The sequence below is a fragment of the Larkinella terrae genome, assembly GCF_009668025.1.
GTDB classification, from domain to species: domain Bacteria; phylum Bacteroidota; class Bacteroidia; order Cytophagales; family Spirosomataceae; genus Larkinella; species Larkinella terrae.
Map to the genome: position 1 here is coordinate 245457 of NZ_WJXZ01000014.1, position 22981 is coordinate 268437.

Genomic DNA, 22981 nt, shown 5'->3' on the forward strand with positions numbered 1-22981 from the left:
GTAAATCTTACAGAAATGAGTCCAGGTCCAGTTGCAGGATTTGGGAAAAAGAAGGAGAATCGGTGATCCAGCCGGTGTTTTTGCGGTACTGATGCCATTGCCGGTTTTTATAATTATAGACAAAACCCTCGACGATTCCGTAATTGTCTTCGTCGATCAATTGCATGACTTTTTTGAGGTCTTTTTTCAGACCTTCCTGATTACAAACCTCGACAATAACCGGGCTTTCGGCGGTTTCATTGTCATAGAGTAACAAATCCGGTATCGGGCTGGCTTTGGACTCGTCGAGCATGGTCTCTGGAAAAGGTTCAAGGGCAAGCGTGCCTTCAACGTAAAAGAGCAACCCTAAATGGGTGTTAAGTTTACTGATGACGCGCTGATGGTCTTTGGGAGCATAAACCGATATTTCGTCTTCAGAGACGAACGAGTAATTGGAAGTTAGCTCTGGGTAATTCATTACGAAATTGGTTTGTACGACCACATAAATGTACGTAAACGCAAAAAAAATGCTGCGTAACTACTTCAAAATCGCCTGGCGGAACCTGCTGAAGCATCCGACCACCACCAGCATCCACCTGATCGGGTTGACGCTCGGGCTGACGACCTGCCTGTTGATTCTGTTGTTTATCCAGAATGAACGGGGCTACGACCGGAATCTCAAGCTGGGCGACCGGATTTTTCGCGTAAACCTCATCCGGACGACGGGTGCGGAAGTCGAGAAGTCGGGCATTACGCCGTATCCGCTGGCCCCAGCCATGCGGGTTGACTTTGCCGACTGGCCCAAAGTAACCCGAATTCACGCCGATCGCGACATTTCCGTGCTGGTGTCGCCCCAGAACGTTCTGAAAGAAGACAACGTTGTTTTTGCCGAACCCGAATTTCTCGATCTATTTGAGTTCGAGATGCTGGAAGGCAACGGGAAGAAGATTCTCGCCGAACCCAATCAGGTGATTTTGACGCAGAAAACCGCTCGGAAATATTTTGGATCGGCTCCGGCCGTTGGCAAAACACTGCGGTTGAATAACGACCTGAAGGTCCAGGTGGCGGGTGTCATGCGCGATGCCCCCGTGCAGACGAATTTTCCAGTCTCGATGCTGGTGTCGTTTTCGTCGATGAAAACCTATTTCTCGTTCGGCATTGACCAGTGGGGGCTGCGTTCCGGCGGGAGTGTGTATGCGGTTTTGCCCGAAGGCAAGTCGCCGGAACAGTACGCGGCCCGGCTTCGGCAGGCAGAGAAAAAATACTTTTCCGCCCGCGACGGCGAAACCAGCACGCTCGTCCTCCAGCCCCTGCACGACATTCACTTCAATGCTGAATACGAAGGAACCATCCTGGCTCCGGCCATTTCACCCACTTACTTATACGTTTTTGGTATCGTCGGCCTGTTCGTACTGCTGATTGCCTGCGTTAATTTCATCAATATTTCAACGGCCCGCGCCATGAAGCGTGCCAAGGAAGTGGGCGTTCGGAAGGTCATCGGTGCCACGCAAGGCCAGTTGGTCTGGCAGTTTCTAAGCGAAGCCTTCTGGCTGAGCGGTGTTTCGGCACTGCTGTCTTTTCTGCTCACCAACGGAATGCTGCCGGTTGTCAACGATTTTATGCAAAAGCAGATCACGGCGCCAAGCCTTCAAACCAGCCTGATTCTGGCGGTTCTGGCCCTGTTTACGGCTTTGCTGGCGGGCTTGTATCCGGCTTTTTTCCTGTCGCGTTTCCGGCCCATTCGCGTGCTGAAAACCGCATCGGAAACGGGTCGCGGCCCATCGGGCCGGGCCTGGCTGCGGCAGGGACTGGTGGTTTTTCAGTTTGCGATTTCGCTGATTCTGGCGGTCGGCGTTTTGGTTATCTACCGGCAAATGAACTATTTCCGGCAGAAGGACCTCGGCTTTAGCCGCGAAGCCATCGTGACGGTTGCCATCCCGGATTCGAAGAAAATGGCGGTTTTAGGGACAGCATTGCGGCAGATTCCGGGTGTCGAACGGCTTTCGTTTGCCCTGGGCGCGCCGACCTCGCCCAATAATTTCGGAACCGACATGCGGCCTGATCCCTCCAATCCGTCGAGGAAAGTCGGCATTTCACTCAAAATAGCCGATGCCGATTACCTGCAAACGTACGGTCTGAAGCTCATGGCCGGGCGGTTTTTCAATCACCGCGATACGCTGTCGAGTGCCAGCTCCATTCCAGAAGAAAAACGGCAGTATGTGTTTGTCGTCAACGAAAATACCGTCAAGGCGCTGGGGTATGCCAAACCCGAACAGGCCATAGGGCGTAAACTCCGCGTTGGCAATAACGACATCGACGCCGAAATTGTGGGCGTTGTGAAGGATTTTCACACCAGTTCGCTGCACAAGCCGATCGAACCGATGGTGATGATGAATTTTCCAACGTTTTATTATTCCGTCGGGCTGAAACTGCGGACGAGCAACTATGCCGCCACCATGACGGCCATTGAAAATGCCTGGAAGGAAATCTACCCCGACGGTCTGTTCGAAGCTAAATTTCTGGACGACAGTCTTCAGGAGTTGTACGAAGACGAGCAGCGGCAGTTTTCGCTTCTGCGCGTTTTTGCCGGTATTGCCTTGATCATCTGCTGTTTGGGTTTGTGGGGGCTGGCGTCGTTCACCATCGAACGGCGGACGAAAGAAATCGGCGTTCGGAAAGTGCTTGGCGCGTCGGTAACCGGAATTGTGGCGCTGATTTCCAAAGATTTCCTGAAACTGGTGCTGCTGGCGCTCATCATTTCAACCCCGATTGCGTGGTATGTGATGGAAATCTGGCTGAAGGCATTCAGTTACCGCATTGACGTCGAATGGTGGGTGTTTGCACTGGTCGGTACGGTTTCCGTCCTGATCGCGTTCCTGACGGTTTCGTTCCAAAGCATAAAAGCCGCCTTGACAAATCCGGTAAAGAGTTTGAGATCCGAATAATTTTCTTAAATCGTATGGGATCGTATTTTATGGATACAGAAACTGATTTAAATCCAGTTGGAGAATGTCCGAAAACGACGACTCAGAGGTCAGACTGCCATCTCCGAGTCGATACCGGAACCAGTGACGGGTTTTGTAATCATACACAAAACCTTCCTGAATACCGTATAATTCGCCGTCGATCAGTCGAATAACTTTTTGAATATCGTCTTTAACGCCACGCGTATGACATACTTCAATGATAATTCGGGTTTGGTCAAGAGCATTGTCGTAAAGAATAACATCCGGTGTCGGGCTACTGTATTCACCCAGCATCATTTCAGGCAGTGGTTCGTAGGGGATAGCGCCCGACCGAAACTGCGGGTAAAGGCCCGTCGTCAATTGGGCAATAATACGCTGGTGGATAACCGGCGCATTGGTACCCATATCTTCCTGAACGAGAGAGGGTTGGCTGTGGGGCAACGAATAGTTCATTATCGCTGTGCAAATGGTGTATATCAAAATTAAGTATTAACATTATGCTTCGCAACTACTTCAAAATCGCCTTTCGGAATCTGTTGAGAAACAGGGTTTTTTCCGGGATCAACGTGTTTGGGCTGGCCATTGGAATGGCATCCTGCCTGTTGCTGTTCCTGTACATTTCGCACGAGCTGAGTTACGACGATTTCCAGCAGAAAGCCGACCGGACGGTGCGCGTGGTGATGGAATACAGCATGGAAGGGCAAGTAACCAAAGTGGCCGTGACCGGAACCAAAGTAGCCCCCGAATTTGGGCGGCAGTTCCCGGAGGTGGAAACCGGTGTTCGGCTGGAAAACCGCTCTGCGGTGGTGAGCTACGCCGACCGGCAATTCAGCGAAAAACGGGTTGTTTATGCCGATTCAGCCCTGTTCACGGTTTTTTCGTTTCAGTTAAAACAGGGAAATCCGAAAACCGCCCTGGCCGGACCTAATCTGGCCGTTTTGTCGGAATCGTCGGCCAGAAAATATTTCGGCAACGAAAATCCGCTTGGAAAAACCGTGCGGATCAACGCGGGCGGGGGCGACAAAGAATACGCCATCACCGGCGTGGTGCAGGATTGCCCGGCCAATTCCCAGATCAAATACGATCTGCTGGCGTCTTTTACGACGCTTTCGGCTTCGAAAGACGAGCAGTGGTTTTCGGCCAATTATGCCACGTACTTATTACTGCGCAAACCGGAATCGATTGCCACGTTGCAGGCCAAAATTCCCGCTTTCATGAAAACGCAGTTTAGCAAGGAGGAGATGGCGGGCGGTAATTACCTGTCGTACGAACTTGAACCGCTGCGGAAGGTGCATCTTCACTCGGATGTTCAGGGCTATTTTGAACCCAACGGCGACCTGGTTTACATTTACATTTTTGGGTCGGTGGCCATCCTGATTCTGGTCATTGCCTGCGTCAATTACATTAATCTGGCGACCTCGCGGGCCGTGGAGCGGGCGCAGGAAGTGGGCGTCCGGAAGGTGATGGGCGCGCTGCGGGGCCAACTCTTTGCCCAGTTTATCGGCGAGTCGGTGATTGTTACGTTTACAGCTCTCGGACTGGGGCTGGTGCTGGTTTATCTGGCTTTGCCGTTTTTCAACGAACTATCGGATCGTACATTTTCTTTTGATTCCCTGCTGGAGCCCCAAAATCTGCTGACTTTGGTCGGCATCGGCTTATTGGTAAGCCTGATAGCGGGCGGTTATCCGGCTTTGGTCCTGGCCCGGTTTGAGCCGGTTCGGGTGTTGAAAGGGCATCTGAAAAGTGTCGGAGCGGGGCAGTTTCGCCGGGCGCTGATTGTGTTTCAGTTTGCCATTACCGCTTTTTTGATTGTCTGTACGCTGCTGGTTCGCAATCAGTTATCTTATATTCAGGATAAAAAACTGGGCTATTCCAAAGATCACGTCATCACCTTGACCGCGGATCGTCAGGTGAACGAAAAAATCCGGGCGCTGAAGTCGGAATTCAAGCAGAACGCCGATGTTCGGCAGGTGGCGCGGGCGTATGAATCGCCGGTTTTTATCAATGGCGGCTACAGCATGCACCGGACGGGTACGCCGGACGATCAGTACAAATCGGTCACGGCCCTGCCGGTCGACGAAGATTTTGTCAAAACGATGAACCTGCGAATTGTGGCCGGGCGGGATCTGACCCCCGTTGATCTCGAACGCGCGACCGTTCCCGGCAGCGACAGCCTGCGCCATTTCCACTTTATTCTCAACGAATCGGCGGTGAAGGAAATGGGCTGGAAATCACCCCAGGAAGCCGTCGGTCAGAAAATGGACATGGGGAACCAGCGTCCCGGCGTAGTGGGCGCGGTGGTCGAGGATTTTCATTTTGCGTCCATGAAGCAGAAAATCAGTCCGCTGGTGATTTTTCCGGAGGATGGCGGCCACGCGCTGCTGGTGAAACTGTCGGGAAGCGATTTGTCGAATACGCTCCTGTTTCTGGAATCGAAATGGAAATCGATCGTGCCAGGTCGCCCGTTTGAGTACGAGTTTCTGGACGAAGAATTCAACCGGCTTTACTCCGCCGAAACCCGTACGGGGCAGATTTTCAGCGTTTTTGCTTTTCTGTCGATTCTGCTGGCCTGTCTGGGTTTGTTTGGCTTGTCGGCCTACACCACCGCGCAGCGTACCAAAGAAATCGGTATTCGGAAAGTGCTGGGTGCGTCGGTGCCGAACATCATTCTGCTGCTTTCCAAAGATTTCCTGAAACTGGTGGTTGTCGCCATCGTCATTGCTTCGCCCCTGGCGTGGTGGGCAATGGATCGCTGGTTGCAGGATTTTGCTTACCGCATCGACGTGGCATGGTGGATTTTCGCCGTAGCCGCTCTCTTGGCCGTGGGCATTGCGTTCGTGACAGTGAGTCTGCAAAGTCTCAAAGCCGCCCTGATGAATCCCGTAAAATCCCTGAAAACCGAGTAAACAAAACCGCTATGAAAACCCTTTTAATCGCTTCTCTGGCGCTGACTTCCCTGGCAGCCGTAGCGCAAAGTAATATTAGTCAGGTGATTAGCACGAACGATCATACCCTGAAGATTTACATCGAAGGAACGCTGAACGGAAAATCCATTGACTATAACCGAACCTTCGACGTGACCGGTTTAAGTAAAACCGAACGTAACGCGCTCCGCGACCATATTCTGGATTCATTGGGAGTAACCCCGCCCAAAGCGCCGGTTGCGCCCCATCCACCGGTGGCTCCCAAACCAGCTGTCGATCGGGAAACGTCCGTTTCCGCGCGGTCGGGCGGACCGGTTTTAACCGCGCAGGGGCCAGACGGTCAGATGACGGCGGTGGGAGGGAAGCAACCTTACACCAAAGAAGTAAAATTCAAGCCTGAATCCGGCGAGTTATTTATCCGCTACCGGTTTAAAAAAGACGGCGATGAGTTTATTTACGAACGGACAATGAACGCCCGCAACAAGTCGGAGAAGGAACGCCAGCGCATTGTTGAAAGCATTGAAAACGAAATCGGTTTGCCAACGAACTAATGATTTTGTCAAAAGCCGAATAAAGCCTTTTAACGTTGCTCGAATTCGTCGTAATTAAGAACAGATACCGGTGGAAAGTCAACGGTTTTCAATTGATGTAAATGCTTGTCGTTGCTGATAATCTGATCAGATTGACTGGCTAAATAACAGTCTACGAACTTGTTGTCGTCTTTATCATTTTCCACTAATTGCCAGAGGAATGAAGGATTTAGCAGGACAACATCAGGTAGTAAAAGTAAGAAGTCGAGCGATGCATCGGAGCGGCTAATTCCGTAACGGCGAACGATTTGTTCGTAATATTCAGACAAAATTTCATTAGATAGGGCTAATTCGAATTTGCCTTGCAGGACGGATAGTTAAATCCAATGGTATTTGTAATGGGGAGCAAGGGATACCATGAAAATGTTGGTATCCAGCACAAACCGGAGCTTATTCATTTAGCCAGCGTTCGAGATCTTGTTCCGAAATATTCTGATGTTCAATGGATTGCTGGACCTTTTTGAGAAGCTTGTCTGAAAAGTACTGGGCAAGCATTTTGCGAATAGCAAGCAGATCTTCCTCACTGGGTTGAAATGAATAAACTTTTAGCAATTCAAGCTGGAGAGCATTGAGTTTTTGAGTTTCCATGAGGGTGTTGTTTTAACAAATATACTAAAATCGGCTGAGTCATGTTCCGAAACTACCTCAAAATCGCCCTGCGGCAACTGCGCTACAACCAGTTGTTCAGTTTCCTGAATATCCTCGGCTTGACCGTCGGATTAGCCGTCAGCACGTTCATTGCGCTGTATGTCTGGCATGAGTTTCATTACGACCGGTTTCACCCGTTTGCCGACCGGACTTACCGCATTCTGTCAATGGCGAAATACGGAGGCAACGACTTTATAATGAGTCAATTGCATGAATCGTTCGGCACGGAAACCAAACGCCAGATTCCGGAGGTGGAAGACGTCGTGCGGTTGTCGGAAGGATTCGGAGATGTGGTAGTGCAGTCGGACGCAATGCACCGGTTTAAGGAAAGCAAGATCGGTTTTGCCGATGCGCCCACCTTGTCGGTCCTGGGTTTTCGGTTGCTGAACGGTGATCCGAAAACCGCCCTCAGTGAACCGGGCCGCATCGTCCTGACCCGGGCACTGGCCGAAAAGTATTTTGGAAATCAGAACCCCGTGGGCCGAACGTTGCAATACGATAAACAGTATCCGCTGACGGTTTCGGGTGTTTTAGACGACCTGCCGACCCATTCAATTATTCAATTCAACGCGCTGGTATCGTTGAGTTCCATGCCAACGCTGGGGCCGAATGCCCGGAATGCGTTCAAAGGCTCCGGTTTTCTGTCAACCTATCTGGTAATTCGTCCGGGCGCGAAGGTGGCTTTGGTGGAAAAGAAACTGCAAACCGTCAAATCCGGGCTTCAGTTTGTGGATATAACGGCGAATTACGTACTCGAAAGCCTGCCTTCGCTGCATCTCGACAGCCGGATGGCTTCGAAAACCGCCCGGCAGTCGCTCTATATTTTGCTGACTATTGCGCTGGTGATTCTGGCCCTGGCCGTCATCAATTACGTAAGCCTGACCACCGCCCGCGCCACGAAACGCGCCCGCGAGGTGGGCGTTCGGAAAGCCGTTGGCGGACAACGCCGTGAGCTGATCGGGCAGTTTTTTGCGGAATCGTTCCTGACCACCACGCTGGCGTTTGTGCTGTCGCTGGGTGTTTTGCAGGGGCTTTTTCCGTGGGCTAACAAGGCGCTGGACCTGCACATGGATGAGCGGGTGTTGAATCAGGGGCCGTATTGGGGCCTGCTGCTGGCGTTGTGGCTGGGTTGCTCGCTGCTGGCGGGCAGTTATCCGGCTTTGCTGTTGTCGCGATTCCGGCCGCAGGAAGTGCTGAAAGGCACAATGAGCTCAGGGCGCAGCGGAGCGAGTGTTCGCCGGATTTTTACGACCGTGCAGTTTGCTACCTCGATTGGTTTGCTGATTTGCAGCATTGTCCTCTACACGCAGATGCGGTTTTTACGCACCAAAAACCTGGGAATCAATCGGGCGCAGGTGGTAGCGATGAAAATAGACCGGGATATGGAGCCCCAGTTTCCGGCCCTGCGCGACGCCGTACGGCAGTGGGCGGGCGCTGAAAACGTGGCGGTTTCCAATACGGCCTTGTTTACCAACGGCATTGCCACCTGGTTTCTAAATACGGATAAAACCAAAAAACAGTTGATGGTGAATGCCCTCACGGTAGATAAATCGTTTTTCAGGATGATGGGAGTTCGCTGGATTTACGCGCCCGTGGGCTGGGAGCAAAAACCGGTCACGAACGAGCTGACGGTTTTCAACCAGACCGTGATGAAGGAAGCCGGGATTAAAGGCAATCCGCAGCAACAGGCTCCGCCGTTTAAAGGTATGCCAACAGCCGGTGTGGTCGCTGATTTTCATGTGGGAAGTCTGCGCGGACCGGTGTCGCCCATGCGGCTGAGTGTTGTCAGTGATACGACTAAATCACTGGTAGCCAACGGCGGTTTTCTGCTGGTTCGGCTGAATCCGCAGAGCGACGTGCCCCGATCCGTGGAAAAACTGAAAGCGATTTACGACGCCAGCAAACCGGTGGCGCCGTTCGACTATTATTTCCTCGACGATGCGTACGACAAACTCTACGCCAAAGAGCAGCAACTGATGCGGTTATTCAACGGATTTACCGGTTTGACGTTGCTGGTGGCCAGCTTGGGTTTGCTCGGCCTGATTACATTCTCGGTAGAAGCGCGTACGAAAGAAATTGGTATCCGGAAAGTGCTGGGCGCTTCCGTTACCGGTATTGTTACGCTGCTTTCCAAAGATTTCCTGAAACTGGTGCTGCTGTCGATGCTGATTGCTTCGCCCATTGCCTGGTACGCGATGGATAAATGGTTGCAGGATTTTGAATACAAAGTTCCGATTCAATGGTGGATGTTCGCGCTGGCGGGCGGTTCGTCCGTTGCCATTGCGGTCCTGACTATCAGTTTCCAAAGCATCAAAGCTGCGCTGACAAATCCGGTCAAATCGCTTCGAAGTGAATAAATGGCATAGGGGATTGGGCCGAGGTTAAACCGCTGCTCAACCCCACGCCCAACCCCATCTGCCCCATGCTACGCAACTATTTCAAAATTGCCCTGCGGAATTTGTGGAAAAACCGCACCTACAGCCTGATCAACGTTCTGGGGTTAGCGCTGGGAATTACCTGTTGTTTAGTGATTTACGTGTTCATTCGGTATGAGCTGAGCTTCGACAGCTTCCACACGCAATCCGACCGAACCTACCGGATTGTGGAGCACAACCGGAAAGCCGATGGCGTGCAATATTGGTCCTCGACGGCCTATCCACTGGCCGAGGCCATTCGCCGGGAAATTCCGGGCACGGGTGTCACCCAAACCGCCGGGCCGGACAAGCGCATTATTCATTCGGTCGATGTTCGGGGTACGGTGCATCGGTTTGAAGAAAACCGGGTGCTGTTTGCTGATGAGTATTACCTCAAAACCTTCGATTTCAGCGGAATTTCGCCGAAAGGCATCTGGCTGGCCGGAAATGCCGCAACGGCGTTCCGGCAACCCAATGCCGTGGTGCTGACGCAGAAAATGGCTGAGCGGTATTTTGCCGGATTGACAAATGACTACGAAAAACTGATTGGCAAAACGCTGACGCTCAATAACTCCGATCCGCTGGTGGTATCGGGAATTATTCAGAATCCGCCCCAGAATACCAATTTGCTGTTCGATATTCTGATCAATTTTCAATTTTTCAAAGCCAATAATCCGTATCAGGCAACAAACTGGTCGGGCAACTACCAGGGCACAACGCATGTGATCTTGCCGGTTGGCGCAGACCCTCGGGAATTCGAGCGCAAGCTGGTGAGGTTGCAGAAGAAATACATGAATGCCGAAGACATCCGGCGGAAAACCTACGTACTGCAGCCGCTGGCCGATGTACATACCGAAACCCGCTACGGCGATAATATTGGCAGTTACGTCATCAGTCGGACGGTTTTGGGCGGGCTGGCGAGTCTGGCGGTTTTCCTGATTCTGATCGGAGCTTTCAACTTTATCAATCTGAGCATCGCCCAGGCCATTCAACGGCGTAAAGAAGTGGGCGTTCGGAAGGTCATCGGCAGCTCCCAACGGCAATTGTTTCTGCAGTTTATGGGCGAAAGTTTGTTGGTGACGCTGGTGGCTGGCGGGCTCTCGCTGGCGGTTTTCACCGCTTTACTCGGGGTAATTAACCAATCGTTTTCGCTCATCGAACTGAATCTGCAACCCGATGGAACCATCTGGTTATTCAGTGCGGGACTGGTGGTTTTCGTGGCTTTGCTCGCCGGTTCATATCCGGCTTTTGTGTTGGCGAATTTCCAGCCGATCAAGGCGTTGAAAGGCAGTTTTACGAGCGGGAAAAAGAAATTCACCTTGCGGCAAAGTCTGATCGTTCTCCAGTTCTGCATCACTTACGGGTTGCTGGTCGGCACGCTGGTGGTGTCGCGGCAAATGGCGTTTTTCCAACAAAAAGAATTGGGATTTGCAAAAGACGCGGTGATTACCGTTAACAGCCCGCGAAACCAGCAGGAAAGTAAAATGGCGGTTTTTCGCCAACGCCTGCTGGCAAATCCGGCAGTGAAAGAAGTCAGTTTTTCGTCGGGAGCACCTCTAACCGAGAATCATTACGGGACGGATTTTCGGCTAAAATCGGAGCCGGAGCCGATGAAGCGGCAGGGCGAAATAAAGATCGTGGACCTAAATTACCAGTCGCTTTTCGGCCTTCAACTCGTCAGCGGGCGCTGGTTTACAACCTCGAATCTGGTTCCCAACGGCCAACCGTTCAACGGGTTGATCGTGAACGAAACAATGGTTAAAATGCTGGGACTGAAACCCGAAACCGCCCTTGGAAAAACCGTTGTCATCAACGAAGGAGAAGCTCCGATTCTGGGCGTGGTCAGGGATTTTCACAACCGGTCGTTGCAAAACGCGATTGAACCCTGCGTACTGATGTGCTGGAACACCGGTTTTTACGATCAGATTCACGTTCAATTTGCAACTCGTTCGGGCAGTGAACCCAATTTTCGGCAAATGCTCAGCGCGGTTGAACAGACCTGGAAGCAGGTTTTTCCGGATGACGTCTACCATTATACGTTCCTGAATGAGTCGTTGGCGAGAAATTACCTGATCGAGCAACTGGTATTCGATGCATTCCGGATTTTTGCCGCCATTTCCATTTTCATTTCCTGCCTCGGTTTATTCGGACTGATTACGTTTGCCGCCAACCAGCGCACGAAAGAAATCGGGGTCCGCAAAGTGCTGGGTGCGTCGGTGTCCAGCATTGTGGGCATGCTTTCCCGGGATTTCCTGAAGCTCGTGCTGATTGCCATTGTGGTTACTTCACCCCTGGTTTGGTACGGCATGAACCAGTGGTTGCAGGATTTTGCCTATAAAATCGACGTGGAATGGTGGATGTTTGCGCTGGCCGCCATGCTGGCCGTCGTCATTGCCTTTGCCACGGTTTCGTTGCAGTCGGTAAAGGCTGCTTTGATGAATCCGGTGAAGAGTTTGCGGAGTGAATAACGCCGTTTCAGCTATAAAACCGGTCTTCACTCCACCGCCGTGGATTGTTGAGAATATAAGCCTGAATCCGCAGAAAAGCGTCATTCGTTCGGACGATGTGATCATGGAAGCGGGCCTGCCATGCGAAATGGTCCATATCCGCCGTAGAGACGCGATTAATCGCGTCTCTACCCTGGTTTTCCGCGTTTCCACCCCGATTAACCGCACCTGCATCGAATTTCCGAATTTCAAATGTAGTCCGTCCTTTATACCAGCGGATAATTCGGGACAGATTATCGTTTAACATGGGATTTTTGCTGCCTGCTATTCCGCCGGGATCATTCCCCGGTTCCGCATTTCCCGCCGTAGAGACGCGATTAATCGCGTCTCTACCCGTGACAATCGGGGGTTTATCAATGTACAACAGTCCGTGCATATGATTGGGCATAATCACAAATGCATCCAGAAGAACGTAGGGAAATTGGATTGGAAGCAACTGCCAGATTTCGGCCGCTATTCTTCCGGCCGCATTCAGGTGCATTTCACCCGCCCGAATTTCACCAAATGCATGGTGCTTTTCGTGTGTGCAGATTGTTATGAAATAAGCCCCATTAGTTCCATAATCCCACGACTGCAACCGTGCCGAAGGAATCCGATATTTATGTTTGTACAAGTTATTCATAATCAACGAACGTAGAGACGCGATTAATCGCGTCTATTTGTGATGAATTAAATGATCGTTCCGCTACTCGAGATGGATTTGTATCAGGTAGGGTGGGAGACGCGATTAATCGCGTCTCTACGGGGCGGTTCCATAATAAATTTGCACAATTGTAGTATTTATTGGCATTATCGTGTAAATAGGGTTTTTGTTTATTTCAATAATCCTAAACCTGAAAACCGTATGTGTCAGAACCACGGTGTTGCGTACATCAAACCCGGTGTGGTGGAAGTACAGTCCATTGAATACCCCAAACTGGCGCTCGGCGACCGCAAATGCGAGCACGGCGTCATTCTGCAAATTGTTTCAACCAACATCTGCGGCAGTGATCAGCACATGGTGCGGGGCCGGACCACCGCCCCGGCAGGCTTGGTGCTGGGCCACGAAATAACCGGCCTGGTCATTGAAGCCGGGCGCGATGTGGAATTCATCAAAGTGGGTGATCTCGTGTCGGTACCCTTTAACATTGCCTGCGGCCGCTGCCGGAACTGCAAAGCCGGGCAAACCGGTATTTGCCTGAACGTCAATCCTTCCCGGCCCGGTGCAGCCTATGGCTACGTCGATATGGGGGGGTGGGTCGGTGGCCAGGCCGAATACGTGCTGGTGCCGTATGCCGATTTCAACCTGCTGAAATTCCCGGATAAAGATCAGGCGATGGCGAAGATCCGTGATTTGACGTTGCTGTCCGATATTTTCCCGACGGGGTACCACGGAGCGGTTTCGGCGGGCGTCGGTCCCGGTTCCATAGTGTACGTGGCGGGTGCGGGTCCTGTTGGACTGGCTTGTGCGGCTTCATGTCATTTATTGGGTGCTGCCGTCGTCATTGTCGGTGACATGATTCCCGAACGACTCGAACAGGCCAAAAGCTTTGGTTGCGAGATTGTTGACCTGCGGAAAGACACGCCATTGGCCGAACAGATTGCCGCGATTGTGGGCGTGCCGGAAGTGGATTGCGCCGTCGATTGCGTCGGTTTTGAAGCGCGTGGACACGGTTCAGACGCCGGTGTTGAACGGCCGGCAACGGTTTTGAACGCCATCATGAGCGTCACGAGAGCGGGGGGCGCACTGGGCATTCCGGGCCTGTACGTAACGGGCGATCCGGGAGCTTCCGACGCTGCCGCCAAAGAAGGAAGCCTCAGCATCCGGATCGGTTTGGGCTGGGCCAAATCACACTCCTTCTACACGGGACAATGTCCGGTGATGAAATACCACCGGCAGTTGATGAACGCCATTTTATACGACAAAATCCAAATTGCGAAAGCCGTGAATGTCGAAGTGATCAGTCTGGCGAAAGCGCCACAGGGTTACCAGGATTTTGATAAAGGAGCCGCCAAGAAATTCGTGATCGATCCGCACGGAATGATTCCGAATTGAGGAGACAAACCGGTCTGAAAAATACCGGTTATACCGAATGTCCGTAAATGTACGCAGCGCGTCCGTTTACGGACATTTTATTTTATTTTCTCTGCATATAAAATTGATTATCAGTAAGTTAAAAATCTGGTATGTCGTTTGGGCGGGCTAAAAAGATACGTGTCTCTTTATCTTAATTCCGGCCGTTTATGCTGCGTAATTACTTCAAAATCGCCTTCCGAAACCTGGCCAAAAATAAGGTTTTTTCGCTGATCAATATCCTCGGTTTGGCGGTTGGAATGGCCGTTGCCATGATGATCGGATTGTGGATTTACGATGAGCTATCCTTCAATAAATTCCACAGGAATTACGACCGGCTGGCGCAGTTGTACATCAACCAGACGTTCAACGGAACGACGGGCAGCAGTCGGGCGGTTTCGATTCCGTCGGCCACTGAAATCAAGACCAAATACGCTTCCAATTTTAAATACGCATCGCTGGCATCGTGGAATTACGGCCATTTGCTGGTCGTTGGCGACAAGAAAATCAACAAGGAGGGCATGTACGTGGAACCGGTTTTTCCGGATATGCTCTCGCTGCACATGCTCCGGGGCAATTCGACTACGGCCCTGAAAGAACCGCGTGCCATTGTTCTCTGCGAATCACTGGCCAAAGCCTTGTTCGGAACGGCCGATCCGCTGAATAAAGTCGTTAAAATCGACGGCAAAACGAACGTCAAGGTAACGGGCGTTTTCGAAGATTTACCCTTCAATTCGGATTTCTATTCGACGAAGTTTTACCTGTCCTGGAACGATTACCTCGCCGACCAGGGCTGGGTGAAAGAATCCCAACAGCAGTGGAGCAACCACTCGTTTCAGGCTTTTGCCCAGATTGTCGAGCACGCAACAATGGAAGGGGTGTCGGCCAAGATCCAGAATGTCGAGAAAAAGCACACCTCAGCCAGCGAAAATCCCGAATATTTCCTGCATCCGATGAGCCGCTGGCATTTGTATTCCGACTTCAAAGACGGGAAAAACATCGGTGGCGGCATCCAGTTCGTCTGGCTCTTCAGCATCATCGGCGTGTTTGTGTTGTTGCTGGCGTGTATCAACTTCATGAATCTGAGCACGGCCCGTTCCGAAAAACGCGCCAAGGAAGTCGGCATTCGCAAAGCCGTTGGGTCGCAACGGCGGCAGTTGATCAGCCAGTTCCTGAGCGAGTCGATGCTGGTGGTTTTCTTCGCGCTGTTTCTGGCGGTTTTACTGGTTCTTCTCTGCTTATCCGCCTTTAACGAACTCGCCGGGAAGGAAGTTAAATTTCCGTACCAATACCCGGCTTTCTGGGGCATGATTCTTTCTTTTTCGCTGATAACCGGTTTTCTGTCAGGTAGTTATCCGGCGTTTTATTTATCTTCTTTCAATCCGCTGAAGGTATTGAAAGGAACGTTTAAAGTGGGACGCTGGGCAACGGTTCCGCGTAAAGTGCTGGTCGTCACTCAATTTACGGTTTCCATCACGCTGATCATTGGCACCATTATCGTTTTCCGGCAGATCCAGCACGCCAAAAACCGCCCGGTGGGCTATAACCGCGAGGGATTGCTCCAGGTGTACATCAGCAGCACGATGTACGGCAAATACAACGCGCTGCGGGATGATCTGCTGAAATCGGGTGCGGTTTATGAAATGAGTGAATCGTCTAGTCCGACTACTTACATCGGCTCCAACCAGATCGGTTTTGAATGGGAAGGCAAAGATCCTCAGTCGATTCCGTTGTTCGGCGTGGTGGCTACCAGCCACGATTTCGGGAAAACCATCGGCTGGCAGATCAAGGAAGGACGCGATTTCTCCCGGGACTATACGACGGACTCCACCGCTTTTATTCTGAACGAAGCCGCCGTGAAACTGACCGGTTTGAAGAATATTGTCGGCAAAATTATTCGCTACAATAAGAAGGAATGCCGGGTTGTGGGCGTCGTGAAGGACATGGTGATGGAGTCGCCGTATACGCCCATCAAACCCACCATTTTTATGATCAACTACGATTGGGCCAGCGTTTTTAATATCAAGTTGATGCCGAATAAACCGGTCGATGATGCCGTCAAAAAAGTAGAAGCGGTTTTTAAACGATTTGACCCCGACAGCCCGTTCGATTTTCTGTTTGCCGACGTTGAATACGACTCCAAATTTCGCACTGAAGAACGCGTTGGTAAGCTCGCCCGGATCTTTGCCACGCTGGCCATTTTTATCAGTTGCCTCGGTTTGTTTGGTTTAGCCTCGTTCATTGCCGAACAGCGCATCAAGGAAATCGGCGTCCGGAAAGTGCTCGGCGCGTCGGTGTTCAGTTTGTGGGGGCTGCTGTCCAAAGACTTCGTCCGGCTGGTCATCATTTCCTTCGTCATTTCTGCCCCGATTGCCTGGTATTTCCTGAGCGACTGGCTAAAGCAATATGAGTACCGCACCGATATTTCCTGGTGGATTTTTGCCGTATCCGGTTTAGGAGCCGCCATCATAACCCTCCTAACAGTCAGTTTTCAAGCGATCAAAGCCGCTTTAACAAATCCAGTGAAGTCGCTTCGTTCGGAGTAAAATAATTAACAATGAACAATTAATAATGAATGAGGCCAGCATGTCCTGTTCATTATTAATTGTTCAATATTCATTGAATAAATATGCTACAAAACTATTTCAAAATCGCCTGGCGGAATTTGATGAAGAACAAGGTGTTCTCCGCCATCAACATGGTTGGGTTGTCGGTCGGATTGACCTGCTGCATCCTCATTGCCGCCTTCGTGTTGGATGAACTGAGTTACGACCGGTATCCGGCCCAGGCCGGGCAGATATACCGCGTCGGACTGGGCCTGATCGGAAACGGCAACGGTACCAATTTCCCGAATGTCGACGTGGCCGTTGGGCAGGGCATTCAGGATGCTTTTCCGGAAGTGGAAGCTTCCACGCGCCTGCTGAGATGGCAACAGGAGTTTGTTCGCTTCGGCGAAAAGCAGCTCAAGGAAAAATCGGTTGCGGTGGTCGATCCGAATTTTATGAACATTTTCTCCATTCCGTTTCTGGAAGGAGATGCCAAAACCGCTTTGAAAGAACCAGGTTCCGTTGTTCTGACGAAGGAACTGGCCAGCCGGTTTTTCGGCGATAAACCCGCGCTGGGCCAAACGCTGCTCTTCGGGAACGGCGAAACGACGCGCAAGGTTACCGGCGTCATTGCCGGCATTCCGGCGAACAGCCATTTCCATTTCAACCTGTTTCTGAGCACGACCGATTTTAAATTCACCCGGATTCCGAACTGGAGCAATGTCGGCACGTTTACGTATCTGGTGTTGAAAAAAGGCACCGATCCGCAGAAACTGGAAGCGAAATTTCCGCAACTGGTGGCCGAACACGTCGTCCCGGAAATTCAGCGCGACATGGGCATCAGCCTGGCCGAAGCACAGAAATCGGTCGACACATTTAAATTTACGCTGCAGCCGCTGACGGATATTCATTTGCATTCGGCCACGAAATACGAGCTGGAAGCCAACGGTAACATCAGCTACGTTTACATTTTCAGCGTGCTGGCTTTTTTCATTCTGTTGCTGGCCATCGTCAATTTCACGAACCTCTCAACGGCGGGCGCGGCCAAACGCTCGAAAGAAATCGGCATCCGGAAAGTCATGGGGTCGATCAAAGGGCAGTTGATGGTGCAGTTTCTGACCGAATCGGTCGTCATTACGTTCCTGTCGCTGGTGCTTTCGATCGGTTTTGTCGCAATTCTCCTTCCGTATTTTAATGAGCTGGCGGGCAAGCAGATCGACCTGCAAACCCTTTTCAATCTAAAAACCGTCGGCGGTTTTCTGGTATTCGGAATCCTTGTCGGTATTCTGGCGGGCATCTATCCGGCTTTCTTCCTCGCTTTCTCAAAAATTACGACGGTTTTGAAAGGCGGTTCGGTGCTTCAGGCATCCGGCCGGGGCGGTTTACGCAGCGGCCTGGTGGTTTTTCAATTTGCCATTTCCGGCGCCCTGATCATTGCCACGCTGGTATCGTACCAGCAATTGAAATTCATGCAGAATAAAACGCAGGGATTTGACAAAGAACAGGTGCTGGTGATTCACGACACGTACACGCTGGGGCCGAACGAAGCGGTTTTTAAAGATCAACTGCGGCAGGATAGTCGCGTTGTTCAGGCGACACTTTCGAAAAGCATTCCGCTCGGCAATGAAGGCATGGAAGGCACGGAAATTTTCGGGAAAGACCCCGGAAAAAAAGGCAGTACGGCTTCGATACAAACCGCTATTTTCCGCGTCGACGATCAGTATTTGCCCACGCTTGGCATCCACCTACGGCAGGGCCGGAATTTCTCAAGAGCGTTTTCGACGGATTCCGCAGCGGTAATTATCAACGACGCCGTTGTCCGGGAACTGGGCTGGGGGCGGAGCAACCCGATTGGCAAAACGATTGTCCGCTCCGGCCGTCGCGAGTTTACGGTGATCGGCGTGGTCAAGGATTTCCATTTTGCCTCCGCCCGGCAGAAAATTGCACCCTTGATGCTGCTGTTGGGCAACAATTCCGGGGCGATTCAGGTGAAAGTAAAAACCGGTGATGTGTCGGGTGCGGTGGCCGCTTTCAGACAAAAATGGGAAGCTTTTAATCCCTCAGCACCGTTCACGTACACGTTTCTGGACGATCGGTTTGCGGCTTTGTACGAAGCCGAACAGAAAACCGGTCAGCTCTTTACAGTTTTCGCCGGAATCTCGATCGTCATTGCCTGCCTCGGTTTGTTTGGACTGGTCACGTTCACCGCTGAGCAGCGGACGAAGGAAATCGGCGTTCGGAAGGTGATGGGCGCGACCTCGTCCAGCATTGTGGTGCTGCTTTCCAAAGACTTCCTGAAACTGGTGCTCATTTCCGTACTGATCGCCTTTCCGATTGCGGGTTGGACGATGAACCTCTGGCTCGAAGATTTTGCGTACCGCATCGAAATCGCCTGGTGGGTGTACGTGCTGGCGGCTTTCCTGGCCGTCGGGATCGCCCTGCTGACGGTTTCGTTCCAGTCCATCAAAGCGTCGCTGATGAATCCGGTGAAGAGTTTACGCAGTGAGTAATGCCAGTTCCAAACTTACCCTATGAGATGATTATGATTAAGAATTACCTGAAAATCGCCTGGCGGAATTTGGTAAGGCAGAAGACGTTTTCGCTCATCAACATTGTCGGTCTGACCGTCGGCCTGACGTGTTGTTTCCTGATTCTGCTGTTTGTCCGGCACGAACTCAGCTACGACACGTTTCAGCAAAAATTCGATCGGATTTACCGCGTTTCGTACCTGCCCCGGTTTGCAGGTCTGGAGCAGCCGCTGGCGCGTACGGCTCCTCCGGCCGCACCTTTGCTGACCACCAATTTTTCGGAAATCGAAAAAGCCGCCCGGCTTTTCCCGAGCAGTGCCACCATCGAGCTGATGGACAACAAGCAGGCGCAGCCCGTCAAGTTCGATGAGGAGCGGTTTTTCTTCGGCGATTCAACCATCCTCGACATTTTCTCCTTCCATTTTCTGCAGGGCGATCCGCGGACGGCCCTGAAGGACAAATTTACCGTGGTGATCACCGACGAAATTGCCGCCAAATACTTCGGCAAAACCAGTCCGCTCGGCAAAACGCTGCGCTACGAAGGCCAGCATCCGCTGCGGGTAACGGGAGTGGTGGAAAAATTTCCGGCTAACTCCCACATTCACATTGACTTGCTGTCGAATTATGAAACCATGTTTGCGACGGAAAGCGAAGCCGTCCGGCAAAATCTGCCGCAAAACTGGATCATTTCGCACGGTTACACCTACGTGTTGCTGCGCCCCGGCAAATCGCCGGAGTCGGTCAACGCCCGGTTTCCGCAGTTTCTGCTGACCCACGCCAACAAGCAATTCGCCAAAGACATCGTGTACGCGCTCGAACCGATGACGAATTTTCACCTGCGCTCGCAGTCGCAGGGCGCGCCGGAAGCGCCGGGCAGTATGACCTACATCTACGTTTTTCTGGGCATCGCGGTGATTACGCTCCTGATTGCCTGCATCAATTTCGTCAATCTCTCGACGGCCCGTTCGCTGAAACGAGCCAAAGAAGTGGGGATTCGGAAAGTGTTGGGCAGTGAAAAGAAACAGTTGATCGTGCAGTTTCTGGGCGAATCGATGTTGCTGAGTGTCATTGCATTGGCGTTCTCCTTCGTCCTGATTGCGGGTTTGATTCCGGCGCTGAACAACCTGACCGGCAAAGAACTGACCATCGGTTATTTCCTGTCGGATGGCGGGCTGGTGCTTCTTTTCGTCGGCATTGCGCTCCTGACCGGTTTATTGTCGGGCAGCTACCCGGCTTTTTTCGTGTCCGGTTTTCAGCCGATTGCCACCCTGAAAGGTAGTTTTGTCAGCGGAAAAGCGAAGGGCGGGCGGCTGCGTCAGGTGTTGCTGGGCGCTCAGTTCGTGGCTTCTATTGCATTGATCATCGGGGCGCTGGTCGCATTTCAGCAATTGGATTTTCTGAAAAACCAGCCGCTGGGTTTTGAAAAAGACTTCATCATTACGGCCAATACGCGCAACGAAAAAATTACCAACGTGTTTGCGAACCGGTCGGACAGTAGCTACCTCCGGCTGCGGACGTTCCGGGATATTCTGCTTAAAAATCCCCGGATCAGGCAGGTGACGCTGTCGACGCAACAGATGGGTGCGGGTTCGGTTCGGCGGAATGTGATTGCGGAAGGCCACGCGCCGGACGAGAATATTTTTATGGGAACGATGGGCGTCGATCACAATTTTGCCCAGACCTACGGACTGAAATTCGTTGCGGGCCGGGATTTCTCCGAGGCCTTTCCGACCGATAAATCCTCAGCTTTTCTGATCAACGAAACCGGGGTGAAGCAGTTGGGCTGGAAGTCGGCGGCCGCGGCCGTTGGCAAGTCGGTCAATCTGGAAGGCAAAGAAGGCAAGATCATCGGCGTGCTGAAAGACTTTCATAATCAGTCACTTCAGCAACCCATCGAAGGCATGCTGATGACCATCGACCAACCGCTGTTGCGGCTTTTCTCGATCAAAATCCAGTCGCAGGACCGGGCGGAAACGCTGAAATTCATTCAGAAAGAATGGGATCAGTATTTCCCGGAAAAGGGCTTTGCGTCGCAGTTTCTGGACGATAGCCTGGCGCAGTTGTACGAGAACGAACAGCGGCTGAGCAAGCTCATCGGTTACTTTGCCGGGCTGGCGGTTTTGATTTCGTGCCTGGGTTTATACGGTTTGGTGTCGCTCGTCACGCAGCAGAAAACGAAGGAAATCGGGATTCGGAAAGTGCTGGGCGCTACGGTCAGCAGCATTGTCGGACTGGTGTCGCGCGATTTCATCATGCTGGTCGTGATTTCACTCGTCATTGCCTCGCCAATCGCCTGGTGGGCCATGAACAAATGGCTGGCCGAGTTTGCCTATAAAATTGACATTTCATGGTGGATGTTTGCCCTCGCGGGCATTCTGGCGGTTTTGGTCACGCTGATCACGGTCAGTTTCCAAAGCATCAAAGCCGCGTTGATGAATCCGGTTACCTCACTGCGTTCGGAGTAATAACTAATTAACAATGAACAATTAACAATGAAAGTCAGCATTCACTCTATTCATTGTTAATTGTTCATTATTAAGCTATGCTTAAAAGTTACCTCAAAATCGCCTGGCGAAACTTCCGCAATCAGCGGTTCTTCTCGCTCATCAACCTGCTGGGGCTGTCCGTCGGGATGGCGGCCTGCATGGTCATCGGACTCTATGTGACGTTCGAAAAAAGCTACGACAACTTCCATACCGACGCCGACCGGATTTACCGGATTGAACTCGATGCCTACCAGGATCAGGGCAAACTGGCCTGGCGATCAGCCACTTCGTATCCGGCCATTGTGCCGACGATGAAAAAGGATTATCCCGAAGTGGAGGATTTTACCCGGCTTTACGACGCCGACAACGGCGTTGTGAGCTTCGGCGACCGGCATTTTCGGGAAACCAATTTCTTCTATGCCGACTCCAACGCCCTATCGTTTTTCAAGATTGGCTTGCTGAAAGGTGATCCGAAAACCGCCCTGGTTGGCACCAAAAAAGTGGTGCTGTCGGAATCAACGGCCCGGAAATATTTCGGAGCCACCGACCCCCTGAACAAAACCGTCAAGCTCGACACGACCTCGTACCTGGTAACGGGCGTTTTTAAAGATTACCCCAAAAACTCTCACCTCGAAATCGATCTACTGTTTTCGTACCTCCCGGACCCGGAAGCGCAGACGAGCTGGGGTTGGTACGATTTCTTCTCCTACGTCAAACTCCGGCCTGCGACTGATCCGCAGCAACTGGAGGCTAAGCTGCCCGCCATGCTGATGAAGTACAACGGCGACTGGTACCGGCGGTCGGGCAAAAAGAACGTTTTGCTGCTGCAACCGCTGCGTGACATTCACCTCGAATCGCACCTGAATCAGGAGGCCGAAGTGAACGGCGATGGTCGAACTGTGCAGTTTCTGGTATGGGTGGCGTTCGCCATTCTGGTGATTGCCTGGATCAATTACATCAACCTTTCGACCTCTCGCGCGCTCGACCGGGCGAAGGAAGTGGGCATCCGCAAGGTGGTTGGAGCGATGCGCGCCGGACTGATCCGACAGTTTGTTTTCGAGTCGCTGCTCCTGAATCTGGTGGCTTTATGCGTCGCGGTCGGGCTTGTGCTGGCGTTGTTGCCGTCGTTTAATTCACTAACCGGAAAATCGCTCCTCTTTGCACAACTCTTTGATAGCCAGCTCCGGCGTATGGGGCTTGTGGTCTTTTTTACGGGAACGATGCTGTCCAGTTTATACCCTGCCTTTGTACTGTCCGACTACCAGCCCGTTGCGGTTTTGAAAGGGCGGTTTGCGCAAACCGCCCGCGTTTTGGGACTTCGGCAGACTTTGTTTTTGTTA

The 22981-nt window shown here is 51.9% G+C and carries 15 protein-coding genes; 10 read left to right on the plus strand and 5 right to left on the minus strand.

Annotated features, from left to right (window positions below):
* Nucleotides 1-7 precede the first annotated feature (7 nt).
* Nucleotides 8-457, minus strand: a complete 450-nt coding sequence (locus GJJ30_RS23070) for a hypothetical protein (RefSeq protein ID WP_154177559.1) — start codon at nt 455-457, stop codon at nt 8-10.
* A 49-nt stretch (nt 458-506) separates the two neighbouring features.
* Between GJJ30_RS23070 and GJJ30_RS23075 the strand changes: the two genes are divergently transcribed.
* Entirely contained in the window at nt 507-2924 is a 2418-nt protein-coding gene (locus GJJ30_RS23075; RefSeq protein ID WP_154177560.1) for an ABC transporter permease, read from the plus strand.
* Between the two features lie 27 nt (nt 2925-2951).
* Here GJJ30_RS23075 and GJJ30_RS23080 read toward each other — a convergent pair whose 3' ends face one another.
* Entirely contained in the window at nt 2952-3398 is a 447-nt protein-coding gene (locus GJJ30_RS23080) for a PDDEXK family nuclease (RefSeq protein WP_154177561.1), read from the minus strand.
* Between the two features lie 44 nt (nt 3399-3442).
* Between GJJ30_RS23080 and GJJ30_RS23085 the strand changes: the two genes are divergently transcribed.
* Together GJJ30_RS23085 and GJJ30_RS23090 are read left to right on the plus strand one after the other, a co-directional pair.
* Nucleotides 3443-5851: an ABC transporter permease gene (locus GJJ30_RS23085; protein WP_154177562.1), complete on the plus strand. Its 2409-nt coding sequence runs from the start codon at nt 3443-3445 to the stop codon at nt 5849-5851.
* 11 nt (nt 5852-5862) lie between these two features.
* The gene (locus GJJ30_RS23090; RefSeq protein WP_154177563.1) at nt 5863-6420 is read left to right on the plus strand and encodes a hypothetical protein; all 558 of its coding nucleotides are present in this window, start codon (nt 5863-5865) and stop codon (nt 6418-6420) included.
* Between the two features lie 29 nt (nt 6421-6449).
* On the opposite strand, the gene GJJ30_RS23095 is transcribed toward GJJ30_RS23090, so the two are convergent.
* Together GJJ30_RS23095 and GJJ30_RS23100 are read right to left on the minus strand one after the other, a co-directional pair.
* Nucleotides 6450-6767 (minus strand): PIN domain-containing protein, encoded by a 318-nt coding sequence (locus tag GJJ30_RS23095; protein ID WP_154177564.1) that lies wholly within the window; start codon nt 6765-6767, stop codon nt 6450-6452.
* An 82-nt stretch (nt 6768-6849) separates the two neighbouring features.
* Nucleotides 6850-7047, minus strand: coding sequence for a DUF8507 family protein (locus GJJ30_RS23100; RefSeq protein WP_154177565.1), 198 nt, complete (start codon nt 7045-7047; stop codon nt 6850-6852).
* A gap of 41 nt (nt 7048-7088) precedes the next feature.
* On the opposite strand from GJJ30_RS23100, the gene GJJ30_RS23105 reads away from it, so the two are divergent.
* On the plus strand, nt 7089-9464 hold the full coding sequence (locus tag GJJ30_RS23105) for an ABC transporter permease (protein WP_154177566.1): 2376 nt from the start codon (nt 7089-7091) through the stop codon (nt 9462-9464).
* A 65-nt stretch (nt 9465-9529) separates the two neighbouring features.
* The gene (locus tag GJJ30_RS23110; protein ID WP_154177567.1) at nt 9530-11989 is read left to right on the plus strand and encodes an ABC transporter permease; all 2460 of its coding nucleotides are present in this window, start codon (nt 9530-9532) and stop codon (nt 11987-11989) included.
* Nucleotides 11990-11996: 7 nt separating this feature from the next.
* Here GJJ30_RS23110 and GJJ30_RS23115 read toward each other — a convergent pair whose 3' ends face one another.
* On the minus strand, nt 11997-12650 hold the full coding sequence (locus GJJ30_RS23115; RefSeq protein ID WP_154177568.1) for a transposase: 654 nt from the start codon (nt 12648-12650) through the stop codon (nt 11997-11999).
* Nucleotides 12651-12872: 222 nt separating this feature from the next.
* Between GJJ30_RS23115 and fdhA the strand changes: the two genes are divergently transcribed.
* The 5 genes from fdhA to GJJ30_RS23140 all read left to right on the plus strand — a co-directional run.
* The gene (gene fdhA, locus GJJ30_RS23120; RefSeq protein WP_154177569.1) at nt 12873-14063 is read left to right on the plus strand and encodes a formaldehyde dehydrogenase, glutathione-independent; all 1191 of its coding nucleotides are present in this window, start codon (nt 12873-12875) and stop codon (nt 14061-14063) included.
* 188 nt (nt 14064-14251) lie between these two features.
* Nucleotides 14252-16627, plus strand: coding sequence for an ABC transporter permease (locus GJJ30_RS23125; protein WP_154177570.1), 2376 nt, complete (start codon nt 14252-14254; stop codon nt 16625-16627).
* Between the two features lie 83 nt (nt 16628-16710).
* Nucleotides 16711-19137, plus strand: a complete 2427-nt coding sequence (locus tag GJJ30_RS23130; protein WP_154177571.1) for an ABC transporter permease — start codon at nt 16711-16713, stop codon at nt 19135-19137.
* A gap of 32 nt (nt 19138-19169) precedes the next feature.
* Entirely contained in the window at nt 19170-21620 is a 2451-nt protein-coding gene (locus GJJ30_RS23135) for an ABC transporter permease (RefSeq protein WP_205880603.1), read from the plus strand.
* Nucleotides 21621-21697: 77 nt separating this feature from the next.
* On the plus strand, nt 21698-22981 hold a 1284-nt coding region (locus GJJ30_RS23140), incomplete at its 3' end, for an ABC transporter permease (RefSeq protein ID WP_205880604.1).